The 14,627-nt window shown below is 71.4% G+C and carries 16 protein-coding genes and 1 pseudogene; 3 read left to right on the top strand and 14 right to left on the bottom strand.

What is annotated here, in order from left to right:
• Positions 1-14: 14 nt before the first annotated feature.
• From ABZS97_RS06970 to ABZS97_RS06940, 7 genes and pseudogenes are all read right to left on the bottom strand, one after another.
• Positions 15-374, bottom strand: coding sequence for an MmcQ/YjbR family DNA-binding protein (locus tag ABZS97_RS06970; protein WP_356134439.1), 360 nt, complete (start codon positions 372-374; stop codon positions 15-17).
• Positions 375-404: 30 nt separating this feature from the next.
• Positions 405-971, bottom strand: a complete 567-nt coding sequence (locus ABZS97_RS06965) for a GNAT family N-acetyltransferase (protein ID WP_356134437.1) — start codon at positions 969-971, stop codon at positions 405-407.
• A complete protein-coding gene (locus ABZS97_RS06960) occupies positions 968-1,540 on the bottom strand; it encodes a helix-turn-helix domain-containing protein (protein WP_356134436.1) in 573 nt (190 codons plus the stop codon). Before ABZS97_RS06960 ends, ABZS97_RS06965 begins: the two co-directional genes overlap by 4 nt.
• Positions 1,541-1,580: 40 nt before the next feature.
• Entirely contained in the window at positions 1,581-2,498 is a 918-nt protein-coding gene (locus ABZS97_RS06955; RefSeq protein ID WP_356134435.1) for a LysR family transcriptional regulator, read from the bottom strand.
• 18 nt (positions 2,499-2,516) lie between these two features.
• On the bottom strand, positions 2,517-3,710 hold the full coding sequence (locus ABZS97_RS06950; protein WP_356134434.1) for a glycine C-acetyltransferase: 1,194 nt from the start codon (positions 3,708-3,710) through the stop codon (positions 2,517-2,519).
• Positions 3,711-3,773: 63 nt separating this feature from the next.
• Positions 3,774-4,802, bottom strand: coding sequence for an L-threonine 3-dehydrogenase (gene tdh / locus ABZS97_RS06945; protein WP_356134432.1), 1,029 nt, complete (start codon positions 4,800-4,802; stop codon positions 3,774-3,776).
• Between the two features lie 267 nt (positions 4,803-5,069).
• Positions 5,070-5,192, bottom strand: a pseudogene (locus ABZS97_RS06940) (LysR family transcriptional regulator); the annotation flags it as partial.
• 196 nt (positions 5,193-5,388) lie between these two features.
• On the opposite strand from ABZS97_RS06940, the gene ABZS97_RS06935 reads away from it, so the two are divergent.
• The 3 genes from ABZS97_RS06935 to ABZS97_RS06925 all read left to right on the top strand — a co-directional run bounded on the left by ABZS97_RS06935 (position 5,389) and on the right by ABZS97_RS06925 (position 7,626).
• Entirely contained in the window at positions 5,389-5,691 is a 303-nt protein-coding gene (locus tag ABZS97_RS06935) for a muconolactone Delta-isomerase family protein (RefSeq protein ID WP_356134429.1), read from the top strand.
• 131 nt (positions 5,692-5,822) lie between these two features.
• A complete protein-coding gene (locus ABZS97_RS06930) occupies positions 5,823-7,007 on the top strand; it encodes a YbfB/YjiJ family MFS transporter (RefSeq protein WP_356134427.1) in 1,185 nt (394 codons plus the stop codon).
• A 13-nt stretch (positions 7,008-7,020) separates the two neighbouring features.
• A complete protein-coding gene (locus tag ABZS97_RS06925) occupies positions 7,021-7,626 on the top strand; it encodes a GPP34 family phosphoprotein (protein WP_356134425.1) in 606 nt (201 codons plus the stop codon).
• Here the strand turns inward: ABZS97_RS06925 and ABZS97_RS06920 are convergent.
• The 7 genes from ABZS97_RS06920 to ABZS97_RS06890 all read right to left on the bottom strand — a co-directional run bounded on the left by ABZS97_RS06920 (position 7,623) and on the right by ABZS97_RS06890 (position 14,404).
• Positions 7,623-8,213 (bottom strand): TetR/AcrR family transcriptional regulator, encoded by a 591-nt coding sequence (locus ABZS97_RS06920; protein ID WP_356134423.1) that lies wholly within the window; start codon positions 8,211-8,213, stop codon positions 7,623-7,625. The two genes, ABZS97_RS06925 and ABZS97_RS06920, sit on opposite strands and share 4 nt — an antisense overlap.
• A gap of 216 nt (positions 8,214-8,429) precedes the next feature.
• Positions 8,430-9,026, bottom strand: coding sequence for a GAF domain-containing protein (locus ABZS97_RS06915; RefSeq protein ID WP_356134421.1), 597 nt, complete (start codon positions 9,024-9,026; stop codon positions 8,430-8,432).
• Positions 9,027-9,054: 28 nt separating this feature from the next.
• Positions 9,055-9,654, bottom strand: a complete 600-nt coding sequence (locus ABZS97_RS06910) for an ATP/GTP-binding protein (protein WP_356134419.1) — start codon at positions 9,652-9,654, stop codon at positions 9,055-9,057.
• Positions 9,632-10,003, bottom strand: a complete 372-nt coding sequence (locus tag ABZS97_RS06905; protein ID WP_356134417.1) for a DUF742 domain-containing protein — start codon at positions 10,001-10,003, stop codon at positions 9,632-9,634. Before ABZS97_RS06905 ends, ABZS97_RS06910 begins: the two co-directional genes overlap by 23 nt.
• A gap of 2 nt (positions 10,004-10,005) precedes the next feature.
• Positions 10,006-10,440 (bottom strand): roadblock/LC7 domain-containing protein, encoded by a 435-nt coding sequence (locus ABZS97_RS06900; protein WP_356134415.1) that lies wholly within the window; start codon positions 10,438-10,440, stop codon positions 10,006-10,008.
• Between the two features lie 74 nt (positions 10,441-10,514).
• A complete protein-coding gene (locus tag ABZS97_RS06895; RefSeq protein ID WP_356134413.1) occupies positions 10,515-12,830 on the bottom strand; it encodes an ATP-binding protein in 2,316 nt (771 codons plus the stop codon).
• 356 nt (positions 12,831-13,186) lie between these two features.
• Positions 13,187-14,404, bottom strand: coding sequence for an MBL fold metallo-hydrolase (locus ABZS97_RS06890; protein WP_356134411.1), 1,218 nt, complete (start codon positions 14,402-14,404; stop codon positions 13,187-13,189).
• Between the last annotated feature and the right edge of the window lie 223 nt (positions 14,405-14,627).

Here is a 14,627-nt window from a genome sequence, read left to right as displayed (position 1 = left end):
GCCGGAGACGGTGTTCAGTCGACGGCCGGAAGTCCCAGGTCCGGGTAGGACTCCAGCAGCCGGGGTGAGGCCGCCTGGCGCCAGGAGTCGGCGAGGATGTCGTGGAGTTCGCCCTCGTCCTCCAGGGCCGCGAGGCGGACCCGGACCCATGCGAAGCCCGCCTCGTGGTCGGCGATCCAGAACTTGCGCGGCTCGGCCACGGCCAGTTCGTCGCGCTCCTCCTTCGGGCAGCGCACGGCGATGGACGTCTCATCCTCGGGCAGCGTGGCGAACATCTTCCCCGCGACCCGGAACGTGGGCATGTTCCAGGCGACCTTCTCCAGCGTGTCCGGCAGGGAGAGGGCGATACGGCGTACGTCTTCGGCATCCGGCATGACACGCACCGTAGCCAATGCCACTGACAATCACCCGCCGCGGGCAGCCGCGGTGAACGCACCGGCACTGGCGGCCGGTCCCACCCGCTTGAAGAAGATCGTCGTCGGATGCAGTACGCCGCTGGGTGTGGCCGCGTAGTCGGGGATCGCCCCGATCAGGGTCCAACCGGCGGAGCGGTAGAGGGATTCGGCGGGGCTGTCGGTCTCCGTGTCCAGGTGCAGCAGGGTCACGCCGGCCGCGGCCGCCGCTTGTTCGGCGGTGGTCAGCAGGGTGCGGCCGAGGCCTTGTCCCCGGCCGTCGCGGTGCACCATCAGTTTCACGAGCTCGGCGCGGTGGCGGCTGTTGGGCTTGTCCGGGAAGGCGAGAGCGACGGTGCCGATCACCCGGTCCGCCGCGTCCCGCGCGACCCACACGGCCAGCAGGCCGCCGGACATCGCAGCCGCGCGCTCCGTCCACCAGGCGACGGCCAACGTACGGTCGAGCGGCGCGAGGAATCCGATCGAGGCTCCGCCGTCCACGGTGTCGGTCAGCAGGTCGGCCAACTCCTCCACGGAGGAGAGGAGTTGACCGGGTGTCAGCCGGGAGACGGCGGTCACGGCAGCACCACCGCCAGCGCGTACCGCACCTCGCGCGGACCGGGGCACGAGAACCGTGTCGGGCCCCAGACCCGCAGCCGAAGGCAGTCCCCGGCCCCGAGGCGGTGCTCGACGTCCTGCGCCGTCACGCCGAGGGCGCCGTCGAGGACCCAGATGTGCTGTTCGAGGCCGGGTACGGGCGGGCGGTCGTACGCGATGTCGGCGCCGGCCGCGAGCCGCCCCTCGACGAGTTCGCCGCGCAGACCCGGGTGCGGCGGGGACACCGACCGCCGTACGAAACCGGAGGCACGGTCCTCCCAGATCCGCTGATCGGCCGCGCGGACCAGCAGGGCGGGCTCAGCCTCGACCTCGCTGAGGAGCTGTGACATGGTCCGCCCGTACACCCCGCACAGGCGGTTCAGGAGCGCGGCCGTGGGGCTGATCTCCGCGTGCTCGGCCCGGGACAGGGTCGAGCGGCTGATTCCGCTGCGCTCCGCCAACTCCCCGAGCGACCAGCCGTGTTCGGCCCGCAATTCGGCCAGCCGGGCGCCGAGCCGGGCATCGAGAGCTCCACTCTCATCACTTCCCATATCCGGGACGTTATCCCAGATACGAGTCAGACTCCAGCCCTCATTCCACGACCGCGGGCTCCGTCAGCGCCTTCGTCAGTGCGTCCAGCACCGGCCTGATCAGCGGATGGTCCTCCGCTCCGCGGCGTACGGCCGCGAACACCCGGCGGGTGGGCGCGACGCCGTCGACCGGGCGCACGACCACGCCCGTGAGGTCCATGCCGCGCAGGGCCGAGCGCGGCACCAGGGCCACCCCGGCATCCGCCGAGGCCAGGGCGACGACTGCCCGGAAGTCGTCCGAGGAGTGTACGAGGCGGGGTTGGAATCCGGCGTTCTCGCAGGCCAGGACGACCACGTCGTGGCAGGGGTTGCCGGGGTACGGGCCGATCCAGGGGTCCTTGGCCAGCTCGGCGAGGGGCACCTCGGCGGCGTCGGCGAGCCGGTGGGTGACCGGGACGACCGCGTCGAACGGCTCGGCGTACAGCGGTACGTGGCTCAGGCGCGGGTCGTCCGCGTCCGGGGCGCCCCGGTACTCGACGGCGACCGCGATGTCGACCTGCCGGTCCAGCACCATGGGCAGGCTGGCGTCGCCCTCCGCGTCCTGCACGCGGACCCGGATGCCGGGCGCGGTGACGGCGAGGCGGGCCAGCGCCGGCGCCACCACCAGCCCGATGCCGGTGGCGAAGGAAGCGACGGTGACGGTGCCCGCCGCACCCGAGCTGTACGCGGCGAGCTCCGCCTCGGCACGCTCCAACTGCGCGAGCACCGCGTTGGCGTGACTGAGCAGGATCTCGCCGGCCGGAGTGAGCCGGACACCCTTGGCGCCGCGCTCGACGAGCCGGTGCCCGGTCTCCTGCTCCAGGGCGGTCAGCTGCTGCGAGACCGCCGAGGGCGTGAGGTACAGCGCGGCGGCCGCGGCCGTCACCGTACGGTGGTCCGCCACCGCACGAAGGATGTGGAGCCGCCGCGCTTCGATCATGCGACCGATTCTCTCAGGTCAGGCCCTCAGCGCGGCCCGGGCGGCCACGAACGCGTCGACCGCCCGGTTCACGTCCGCCGTCGAGTGCGCGGCCGACAGCTGCACACGGATGCGCGCCTTGCCCTGCGGGACCACCGGATACGAGAAGCCGATCACGTACACGCCGCGCTCCAGGAGCAGCTCGGCCATCCGGCCGGCGACGGTCGCGTCGCCGATCATGACGGGGGCGATGGCGTGGTCGCCGGGGAGGATGTCGAAGCCCTCGTCGGTCATCCGGGAGCGGAACAGCGCGGTGTTCTCGGCGAGCCGCTCGCGCAGGTCGCCCGCCGACTCCAGGAGGTCGAGCACCTTGAGGGAGGCGGCCGCGATCACCGGGGCGAGCGTGTTCGAGAAGAGGTACGGCCGCGAGCGCTGGCGCAGCAGCGCGACGATCTCCGCACGGGCGGCGACGTAGCCGCCGGAGGCGCCACCGAGGGCCTTGCCGAGGGTGCCGGTGATGATGTCGACGCGGTCCATGACGCCGTGCAGTTCGGGGGTGCCGCGGCCGCCGAGGCCGACGAAGCCGACGGCGTGCGAGTCGTCGACCATGACCATGGCGTCGTAGCGGTCGGCGAGGTCGCAGATCTCGCGCAGCGGCGCCACGTAGCCGTCCATGGAGAAGACGCCGTCGGTGACGATCAGGCGGCGGCGGGCGCCGGACGCCTCCTTGAGCTGCGTCTCCAGGTCGGCCATGTCGCGGTTGGCGTACCGGAAGCGGCGAGCCTTGGACAGCCGGATGCCGTCGATGATCGAGGCGTGGTTGAGGGCGTCGGAGATGACCGCGTCCTCGGCTCCGAGAAGGGTCTCGAAGACGCCGCCGTTCGCGTCGAAGCAGGAGGAGTAGAGGATCGTGTCCTCCTGGCCGAGGAACGCCGACAGCCGCGCCTCCAGCTCCTTGTGCACCTCCTGCGTACCGCAGATGAAGCGCACGGAGGCCATGCCGTAGCCCCAGCGGTCGAGCGCCTCGTGGGCGGCCGCGACTACCTCGGGGTGGTCGGCGAGACCGAGGTAGTTGTTCGCGCAGAAGTTGAGGACCTCACCCGGGCGGCCGCCCGCGGTGACGCTCACGGTGGCGGACTGCGGGGTGCCGATGACGCGCTCGGGCTTGTGGAGGCCGGCGGCGCGGATCTCGTCGAGGGTGGTCTGGAGGTCGTCGCGTACGGAGTCGAACATCATCAGTTCCTTTAAGAGGTCCAAGAGGTCCCGGTAAGCGGAAACCGGTCTCGGTCAGAGGTCTCAGACAGTCCAGTCGAGGATGACCTTGCCGCCGCGGCCGCTCGCCGCGTCGGCGAACGCCGCCTCGAAGTCGCGGTAGCCGTACCGACCGGTGATCACGGGGGCGAGGTCGAGGCCGCCCTCCAGGAGGACCGACATGGCGTACCAGGTCTCGAACATCTCGCGGCCGTAGATGCCCTTGATCGTGATCATGGAGGTGACGATCCGGGACCAGTCGACCGGGAACTCCTGGGACGGCAGGCCGAGCATCGCGATCCGGCCGCCGTGCGTCATGTTGGCGATCATGTCGCGCATCGCCTCCGGTCGGCCGGACATCTCCAGGCCGATGTCGAAGCCCTCGCGCAGCCCCAGCTCACGCTGGCCGTCGGCGATGGTCGCGCCCGTGACGTTGAGGGCGAGGCTCGCACCGATCTTGCGGGCGAGTTCGAGGCGCTCCTCGCTGACGTCGGTGATGACGACGTTGCGGGCGCCCGCGTGCCGGGCCACGGCTGCGGCCATCAGGCCGATCGGGCCCGCTCCGGTGATCAGTACGTCCTCGCCGACCAGCGGGAAGGACAGGGCCGTGTGCACGGCGTTGCCGAACGGGTCGAAGATCGCGGCGACGTCGAGGTCGACGGGGACGCGGTGCACCCACACGTTCGACGCGGGCAGGGCCACGTACTCGGCGAAAGCGCCGTCGCGGCCCACGCCCAGACCGACGGTGGCGCGGCACAGGTGGCGCCGCCCGGCCAGGCAGTTGCGGCACTTGCCGCACACCAGGTGGCCCTCCCCGCTCACCCTGTCGCCGACGGCGATGTCCGCGACGTCACGGCCGGTCTCGACCACCTCGCCGACGAACTCGTGCCCGAGCACTAGCGGCGTGCTGATGGCCTGCTGCGCCCACCCGTCCCAGTTGCGGATGTGCAGATCGGTGCCGCAGATCCCGGTCCTGAGAACCTTGATCAGTACGTCGCCGGGGCCGATCGCGGGCTCCGGGACCTCCATGAGCCGAAGTCCGGGCTCCGCCTTCTCCTTGACCAGCGCCTTCAACGCTACGGCTCCTGTGGGTGAGACCCCGGGTCCGCGCACGCCGAAGGCGCCCGTACCGGGGAGAGGGGTGGATTCGCGTAGCAATCTGCCGTACGGCGATGCCCCTGGTCCATCGAGGATTTCTTAAGCGGCGCCGCAGCTTTCCTTCACGCCTGCTCCTGCGTGAAGTACGGCACCGCGAGGAACTCGCCGGCCGCACCGCGGTCCGAGGTGCGACGCAGACCACTTCTTGCCCCGCTTGCCCGGCCGACGATCCCGGCTTGCCGTGGAGTTGATCTGCTGGGAGAGCGAGGGGCCCGCGATCAGAAGCCGCTCGGCGGCCCGGCCGAAGTTCAGTTCTTCGGCGACCGCGACGAAGTACCGCAGCTGGCGCAGTTCCACGCGCGCCATGCTACGCGCGCTGGGAGGCTGTGCCTCTCAGCAGCGAGGAAGCCGGTCGTGGCATCGGTGCTGGTGGCAGGCGCACGATGAGGCCGCAGCGGGACTTCCAACGGCACTGAGCGAACGGTGCCGCGTGAACGGCACCAAGTGAACCCCAGCGAGTGAACCGCACCGAGTGAATACCGCCGAGTATCGGAGAGAGATCATGCGAGAGTTCCTGGTCGAGATCACCACCACCGTCCCCGAGGGCACCAGCCAGGACGAGGTCGACCGGCGGCGGGCCGCCGAGGCCGTGCGCGCCGGGGAGCTGGCCGCCACCGGAAATCTGGGCCGACTGTGGCGCCCCGTGGGCGAGTTGCGCAGCATCGGCGTGTGGCGGGCCGCCGATGAGGAGGAGCTCCACGAGAAGGTGCTCGGCACACTGCCGCTGCGCCCGTGGATGACGCTCACCGTCACCCCGCTGGAGTCCCACCCCAACGATCCGGGTCGGGGCGACGACGCGCGATGAGCGACCCTTCCCCTCGGACCGCAAACCTACGGACCGCAAACCTACGGAGCGCAACCCTCCGGACCACAGCCCTGCCGACCACATCCCCCTGGATCCATGTCGCCCAGGCCGCCGCGGCACTCGCCGCGGGCATGGGGGTCGGCCGCTTCGTCTACACCCCGATCCTGCCGCTCATGCACACCCAGGCCGGGCTGTCCGCCGGCTCGGGCGCGAATCTGGCGACGGCCAACTACGTCGGCTACCTCGTCGGAGCACTCGCGGGCATCCTGGCCCCCGCGCTGGTCCGTTCCCGCACCGTCCTGCGCGGCTCGCTGCTCATGCTGACCGCGACGCTCGCCGCGATGCCCCTCACGCACAGCGCCGCCATGTGGGGCGTGCTGCGGCTGGTGGCCGGGGCGGCGAGCGCCCTGGTCTTCGTCGTCGCGGCCGGCTCCCTCCTGCACCACCTGCGCGGACACCCGCCGCAGCTGCCCGGCTGGGCCATCGGCGGCGTGGGCGCCGGCATCGCCCTGTCCGGTCTCCTGCTCCTGGGCCTGCGTTCCGTCGCGGACTGGCGGGGAGCCTGGTGGGCCTCGGCCGCGCTGACCGTCCTGCTCACCGCCGGCTCGTGGAACCTGCGCCCTGAGGCGGCTGCCTCCGTGAGCGGCGAGAAGTCCGAGAGCACGGCGCCCCGCACCCACCGCTGGTTCGGTGCGCTGTTCGCGAGCTACTTCCTGGAGGGCATCGGCTACATCGTCGCCGGAACCTTCCTGGTCGCCGCGATCGGCCAGCAGTCCCCCGGCTGGGTCGGCGTCGGCGCGTGGGTGCTGGTGGGGCTGGCCGCCGTGCCGTCCCCGGCGCTGTGGGCGCGGCTGGGACGCCGCTGGTCCCGCCCCGGACTTCTGCTCGCCGCGCTGGTGGTCCAGGCGGCCGGCATCGCACTGCCCGCCCTGATCGGGGGACCGGCTGCCGCGCTCATCTCGGCGGTGCTGTTCGGCGGCACGTTCCTGGGTGTCAGCATGATCACTCTGGCCACCGGCGCACACCTGCGTTTCCCCCGCTCGGTCACCCTGCTGACCGCCGGATACTCGGTCGGCCAGATCCTGGGCCCGGTGGCCGTCGCCCCGCTGCTGCACCACGGCTACCGTCAAGCCCTGCCGGCGGCCGCCCTCGTGGTCCTCGCCGCGGCCGCGGCCGCCGCCGTGCTGCGGATCGGATTCCCGCACCACCTGGTCGTAGTACGACACACGGCCACACCGCGGCAGCGAGAATCGACGCAGGACGCCCGGCCCGCAACGGCCGGCCCCGACGCGCTCGCCCCGCACTCGGCCAACTGACGTGGAGCCGCTCATGACCACCGCACGGGACCTCGCGATCGTCGCCCTGGACACGGCATCCGCCAAGCCGGTGGAACAGGGCAACCTGTCACTCGCGCTGGCGGGGGCCGAGGTGTTCGACCTGATCGAGGCCCGGGCCCTCGTCCTGGACGACGACCGCATCCTGCCCAGCGCCCCCTCGCCCACGGGCGACCGCCTGTTGGACGAGGCCGCGGCGGCACTCGTACGGCAGGAGCCGTACGAGTCGATCGAGGACTGGCTGTGGCGCCGGGGCCGCGGGCTGTCCGCGGCCTATGTCGACGATCTGGAGCGGATCGGACTGACGACCCGGGCGCGAGGACGCCGGATTCCGCTGCGGACCGGGCGGACGGAGCTGGTCGACTCGGCGGCCCGGCGCGAGGCCGAAGAGCGATGGACGGCGGGCGAGCCCGTTCTCACCGCACTGGCGGCCGCCGCCGGGTTCCACGACCAGCCGGCCGACGGCGCCGAGGACCTCGCGGGCGGCACGGCCGCGACCGTGCTGGCCGCCGTGGGGGACGCGGTGCAGGAGCTGGAGGCGGTGCGCCAACGGAAGGTGATCGAGGACGCCGCGTTCGACAACGTGTGGCGCGGTTTCTAGGAGCCGGTGGCGCCGAGCAGGGCCCGGCAGTTCTGCCACAGCGGGCTCAGTCTGCTGGTGTTGTTGTACAGCTTGGCGAACATCACCTGACCCTCGAGCTGGGCCACCACCGCCCGCGCCGCTTCCCGGGTGTCGGTCACGCTCACGTCGCCGCGGCCCTGGGCCTCCGCGACGACCGCCTCGACCATGTCGACCTGCGCGTCGAAGATCTCCTGCAGTCGCCCGCGGACCGCCTCGGTCTGGTTGCTCAGCTCCAGGGTGAGGTTCCCGAACAGACAGCCCGACACGGTGCCGCACCCCTCCTGGCCGGCGCGCTGGCCGGCCTCCGTCTCCTCGAAGAGCCGCCGCAGCGGCTGCGCGGCGCCGCCCAGGATTCGTGCCCAGTCGCGCTGCTGGGCCGCCCAGTGCTCGTCGACGACGGTGAGCGCGAGGGCCTCCTTCGACTCGAAGAAGTAGTAGAAGCTGCCCTTCGGCACCCCGGCCGCCTTGCAGATCTCGGCGACACCCAGGGCCGTGTAGCCGCGCGCCTCGATGAGCGAGCGTGCGGCACCGAGGATCTTCTGCCTGGCGTCACTGGTTCGTCCCACGAAGCAAGAGTACGGCGGTACTAGGGGGTGTTTTGAAAGTCCTGTGCGGTGCCCGCGGTGTTCGGTGCGTGCCCTCGGCGTGCCGGGCGAAGGCCCTCGTACTGGACGTACTTGGGGCTTCGGCCGGTGCGGCGAGGGTGCGTGCCGGGCGCCGTGGGTGCTGTGCGGGACTTTCAAAACACCCCCTAGACCGGTCGGCTGGCGACCGGGGTCGTCTCACAGCAGCGGGAGTCCGTCGGCCTCCCGTCGCTCCAGCCTGGCCACCAGCTCCGCCGCCGACGACTTGATGGTCTCCAGGCCGGCCCTCCCCCACGGCCGCGGCTCCACGTCGACGACGCACACCGTGCCGAGCACCGTTCCCGTGCCGTCGATGAGTGGTGCGCCCAGATAGGAACGGATGCCGAACTCGTCGACGACCGGATTGCCCGCAAACCGCGGGTAGTCGCGGACGTCCTCAAGGGCCAACGCCCTGCGTCGGACGACCACATGGGGGCAGAACCCATATTCGCGGGCCATATGGCGCCCGACCCCATACTCCACTCCGTCCGCCGAGGGCGTCACCGGCCTGAGTCCCTCGCCGGTCCCGTACGGGGTGTGCAGGCCCGCGAAGAACTGTCGTTCCTCGTCGATGAAGTTGACCATCGAGTACGGCACCGCCGCGACCTCCGCCAGCCGGTCCGCGAAGGCGTCGAAGGCCGGCTCCGCCCGCTCCCCCAGCCCCAGTCCGCGCAGCCGCCGTACCCGGGCGGGGGCGTCCTTGTCCTCCGGGGTCAGCAGCAGTCGACCGGGGGGACGCGGCGGGTCGTAGCTCATGCGGCGGCTCCGTGGCTCGGGAAACGGGTCATGTGTGGGCGCCGTGGCTCGGGGCGTGCGTCGGCGCGTGGGCGATGAGATGGCGGACCAGGGTGAGCAGGGTCTGTACGCCCGAGCTGGAGATCCGGGCGTCGCAGCGCACGATGGGGATGCCGGGATCGAGGTCGATGGCGGTGCGCACCTCGTCGGGGTCGTAGCGGTACGAGCCGTCGAACTCGTTGATCGCCACGATGAATCCGAGGCCGCGCTGCTCGAAGAAGTCGACGGCGGCGAAGCAGTCCTCGAGGCGCCGTGTGTCGGCGAGGATCACCGCACCGAGCGCCCCCTCGGACAGCTCGTCCCACATGAACCAGAACCGCTCCTGCCCGGGTGTGCCGAACAGGTACAACACATGTTGCGGATCGAGGGTGATGCGGCCGAAGTCCATCGCCACGGTCGTCTCGACCTTGTTCTCGATGCCGTCGAGATTGTCGGTCGCTGCGCTGACCGTGGTGAGCAGCTCCTCCGTACTGAGCGGCGCGATCTCGCTCACCGCGCCGACGAAGGTCGTCTTGCCGACCCCGAACCCTCCCGCCACCAGGATCTTCAAGGCGGTGGGGAAGGGGTCAGAGCTGTCGTCGTAGTCCATCGAGCACTGCCTCCAGAAGAGACCGGTCAGTGGGGTTGTGATCGAATGTGGGGGGCTTCGTGGTCAGCGCCCCGCAGTCGACGAGGTCGGACAGCAGCACCTTGGTGACCACCGCGGGCAGTTTCAGGTGTGCGGCTATCTCGGCGACCGAGACGGGCGCGCGGCACAGGTCGAGCGCCTGGGTGTGCTCGGGGCCGAGGTAGCCGAGGGGGGTGGCTCCGGTCGCCATGACCTGCGACAGGAGATCGAGCGCGGTCGTCGGCCGGGTCCGGCCGTTGCTGACGGTGTACGGGCGCACCAGGCGCCCCGCCGCATCGTCGAGCCAGGGCCCGTCGCCGGCCGCGGCCACGCTCAAGGCCTCATCGCCGAGGGTTCGACGGCGTGCTGCCGGGGCGCGGTCATCAGATACGGCCGGACGCTCTTGACCAGCATCGCCATCTCGTAGCCGAGCACCGCCGCGTCGGCCTCGCGGCCCGCGAGCACGGCGAGACAGGTGCCGGAGCCGGCGGTGGAGACGAACAGCAGCATCGAGTCGAGTTCGACGACGACCTGGCGCACGTCGCCGCCGTCCCCGAAGCGGATGCCCGCGCTGCGGCCGAGGGAGTAGAGGCCGGAGGCCAGCGCCGCCATGTGGTCGGCGCTGTCCGTGTCGAGGCCGTGGACCGACTTCACGAGTCCGTCGCAGGAGAGGAGTACGGCGCTCGTGGTGTGCGGCACGCGCTGTACGAGGCCGCTCATCAGCCAGTCGAGATCGGATACATGGCCCGTCGGCACATCGCTCGCCATGGTGGATCGACTCCTTGAGGTACGAATGTCTGCGGGAGCGGAAGGGGTGGGGGTACGCGTGGGGTGGGGGGTGATCATCCGGCCGGTGTGCTCCCGTCCTGCCGGGCAGTGAGGTCGTGTCCGGGCGCAGGGGTGGATTCGCGCCTCCCCAGCGCTTCGTGCGGGGCTGGCGCGTGTGGGCCGGGCGCGTGTGGAGTGGGCGCGTGCGCCGTGTGCGCGTCGGCTATGTGCGCCGCGCCCATGGGTGATGCCTCCACCGGCGACTCGGCCGCGGAGGGGCCGCCCACGTGCGGCCCGTCTGCGTGCAGCCCGTCCACATGCAGCCCGTCCGCCTGCGACACATCCACATGCGATCCGTCGATGCGCGACACATCCATGGGCAGGTCATCCATGGGCAGCCCGTCCATGGGCGATTCGCCCATGTGCGAGCGCCCCACGTGGGCGTCCCCCATGTGGGCGCTCCCCATGGGCGACGCGTCCATGGCGGCTCCCCCCATGGGTGCCACATCCATCGGCCGCGCATCCATGAGCGTGCTCTCCACGCGGGCGGATTCCAGGTACTGCGCCTCGGCGAGCCCGATGCCTCGTTGGAAGGCGGCCATCAGGCCCGGGTCGTGGCCGGCGACCTCATCCGAGTCCTGGCGGGGAGTGGGCCCTTCGCGCAGTTGCGGGGCGATGTGCTCCTGGGCGCGCCGCCGGGGCAGTTGGGGCTTGCCCATGGTGCCGCGGACAGCACTGTTGCGCGGGGTGGGCGGCGCGGTCGCGTTGCCCGTCACCGTGGGCCGGTCACCGGGGCGGATGCCGGGGACGGCCTCCGCCGGGTTGGGCCGCCCCAGGTGCGCGCCACGCACGGGAAGCGGCGCCGGGGCGCCACCGCTCCCGGCCGGCGCCCGGTCACGTGGTCCTTGATCGGGCGGCAGCGGGTCCTGTGGTGTCCGACCTTGTGGCGTCCGGTCAATCGGCGTCCGACCTTGTTGCATCCGGTCAGGTGGCCTCTGACCATGCGGCGTCTGCCGCGGCACGGCGCGCACGGCCCCGCGCTCAGGCCCCGCACCGGCCGTCGGCGGGACCTCGGAACCCGGCGTTCTCCGGTCGACCTGTTCTCTCGACGGCGGACGCCGCGTGCCACCGGCTTCGAGCGGCTGCGCGGACGGTACGTCCCCCATAACCCCCGGCTCTGCGGATTCAGTGCCCAACAGTGCCTGCGGGACCACGAGTACGGCCTGGACTCCGCCGTAGATGTTCGTCTGGAGCCGGACGTGGATGCCGTGCCGCCTGGCGAGCTGGGAGACCACGAAGAGACCGATGCGGCCGTCCTGCAGCAGGCTGGCGACGTTGACCTGGTCGGGGTCGGCCAGCAGCGCGTTCATCTTGTTCTGCTCGCCGACGGGCATGCCCAGGCCCCGGTCCTCGACCTCGACGGCGAGCCCGGACGTCACGAGGTTGGCCCGCAGCAGCACCTGGGTGTGCGGGGCGGAGAACACCGTGGCGTTCTCGACGAGTTCGGCCAGCAGGTGGATGACGTCGGCGACGGCGTGCCCGCGCAGGGTGCCGTCGATCGGGGGCACCAGCTTGACGCGCGAGTACTGCTCGACCTCGGCGATCGCGGACCGCAGCACCTCGGTCATGGAGACCGGGTTGCTCCACTGGCGGCGGGAGACGGCGCCGCCGAGGACGGCGAGGTTCTCGGCGTGGCGGCGGATGCGGGTGGCGAGGTGGTCGACGTGGAAGAGGCCCTTGAGCAGGTCAGGGTCCTCGATCTCGTTCTCCAGCTCGTCGAGGATCGAGATCTCCCGATGCACTAGGGACTGCAGCCGCCGGGCGAGGTTGACGAAGACCTCGACCTTCTGCTCGCTGCCCGCGTAGCTGGAGAGCTGTGCGGCCTGGACGACCGCGGTGACGGCGCCGTCGTGGGCACGCGCCATGTCGGCGGCGAGCAGTTCGAAGTCATCCGCGTCCGTGGGGGGTTGGCGGCGCGCCTTGCGGTTGGGCGGGCTCTCACCGTGGCGCAGCGCCTCGACGAGGGTGCGCAGGTCGGCCTCGGAACGCGCACTGCCGCGGCGCAGCGCGCCGACCCGCTCCCGTACGGACTTGGCGGCGCGGTCCGCGGCCACGGCGGCGATCAGGATGCCGGTCAGCGCCACGCCCATGGCTCCGGCGAGCACGGCCCACAGGGTGAGGCTGGGCGGCGCGCCGGTGGACCGGACGGTGAAGAGCACGGCCGCGCACGCGCTGAGGGCCACCGCGGTGGGGGGCAGGATCGCGAGCCGCAGCAGTTGGGGGCGTATGTGGGTCTCGGGCAGCGAGGGAACGGCGCGGGCGACCGGTCGTCCGTGCCGCCCGCCCTCACGGCGGTCTGCGCGTGCGGCCGGTGCGCGAAGGTGAGACATCGGTGTCCTCGTACTGGTGCGTCGGGGGCATGGGGGCTCCCGCGGGTCTGCGCGACTCGGGCATGCGCCATCGCGGCGCCGGTCGAGAGAACCGAAAAAAACGGCTCTGCGTCGCCCGACAGCAACTGACAGTAGTCGGCAAGGCATCATGTGCGGTGGGCAGTTGACAAACTCCTACGAAGAGCGTGCCGCTCTGGTATGAGTCTTCGCACGAGGGACCGATAATCGCCTCGGACAGACGTTCCCCTGCGGCAATGAACTGATCACGGCTGGTCAGAAGCGGTCACGAACAGACGGCGAGGGCCGAGGAGCACTGTGCTCCTCGGCCCTCGCCGTCCGCCTGTTCTGCCCCGCACTCACCCGGCGGGAACGGCCTCCGGCTCCCCGGTGCCCGCCACTGCCTCGGCCGGGACATCACCCGGCGTGTCGACCACGGCCGAGTCGAGGGCCGGCCACCCGCCCTTCGGGGTGAGGGCCACACCGCGCCACCAGGGCTCGGCGGGAACGTTCTCGGCCGTGGGTTCGAAGGGCTCGCCGGGACGGGGCAGTGCGATGCGCGCCCCGGTCGCCCGTGCGGCCGCGATGGTGCCCTCGCCGGGCTCCGCCCACGGGTGCGTGGCCAGGTTGAAGGTCGCCCAGTGGATCGGCATCATCACGCCGGTGGGCTGCCCGCCCTGGAGGTCCAGGTGAGCGCGCATGCCCTCCTCGGGCGTCATGTGGATGTCGGGCCAGAAGTCGCTGTACGCGCCGATCTGGATCATCGTGGCGTCGAACGGGCCGTGCTCCGCGCCGATATCCTTGAAGCCGTCGAAGTAGCCGGTGTCGCCGCTGTGGTAGATCCGGTGCTCGTCACCCGCGACCACCCAGGAGGCCCACAGGGTGTGCTGGGTGTTGCGCAGACCCCGGCCGCAGAAGTGGCGGGCGGGCGTCGCCGTCAGGGAGAGCCCTGCGATCTTCGTCGTCTCGTTCCAGTCCAGCTCGCGCAGGCGGTCCGGCGACACTCCCCAGTGCTCCAGGTGGGCACCGACGCCGAGGGGCACCGCGAACACCGTGTCGGTGTCGGCCAGGGCCTTGATGGTGGGCAGGTCGAGGTGGTCGTAGTGGTCGTGGGAGATCACGACGACGTCGACCGGGCCGAGCGCGGCCAGCGGCAGCGGCACCGGGTGCAGCCGCTTGGGTCCGACGAAGTCGAACGGAGAGCAGCGCTCTCCCCAGACCGGGTCGAAGAGCACGCGGTGCCCGTCGATCTCGGCGAGCACGCTGGAGTGCCCCATCCAGGTGACCCGCAGCCCGCTCGGCGCGGGCTTGGCGAGGTCCGCGAACGTCGTCGGGTGGACCGGCACCGTGCCCGACGGGCTGCGGTGGACACGCTCCTCCTTGCGGAAGAACACCTTGGCGAACTCGATCATGGAACCGTCGGGCCGGATCCGGGCGCCCTGCGGGTTGACGAAGACACCGTCCGCGAAATTCGGGGATCTCCGGATGCGCTCCAGGCGCGCACCGCTCGGATCCGCGCCGAAGGCGGCGGGCTGCAGCGCGCGGAGCCCGGAGCTCAGGGTACGGAAACCGGTCACGGCACCTCCTGGTGGAGTCGGTCCGACACATGTCTGGGTCGGACACATTTCATTATGGTCGCCCCCTCCGACAGCGCCGAGTCCAGCGCGTCACAGGGTGATGTCTCCGCGAACGGAGGCACGGCCCATGATCCAGGAACCCGATGTCACATCCGTCGGGGGTCCATGGCCCGTATTCCCCTAACCCCGCACCGGGCGTACTTCTTCCGCATCATGGAGTGGC

Origin of the sequence: Streptomyces sp. NPDC005485 (assembly GCF_040606085.1) — a bacterium.
Classification (GTDB): Bacteria; Actinomycetota; Actinomycetes; order Streptomycetales; family Streptomycetaceae; genus Streptomyces.
The sequence above is the reverse complement of the archived record's forward strand: the minus strand, read 5'-3'. Positions and strand labels throughout refer to the sequence as shown.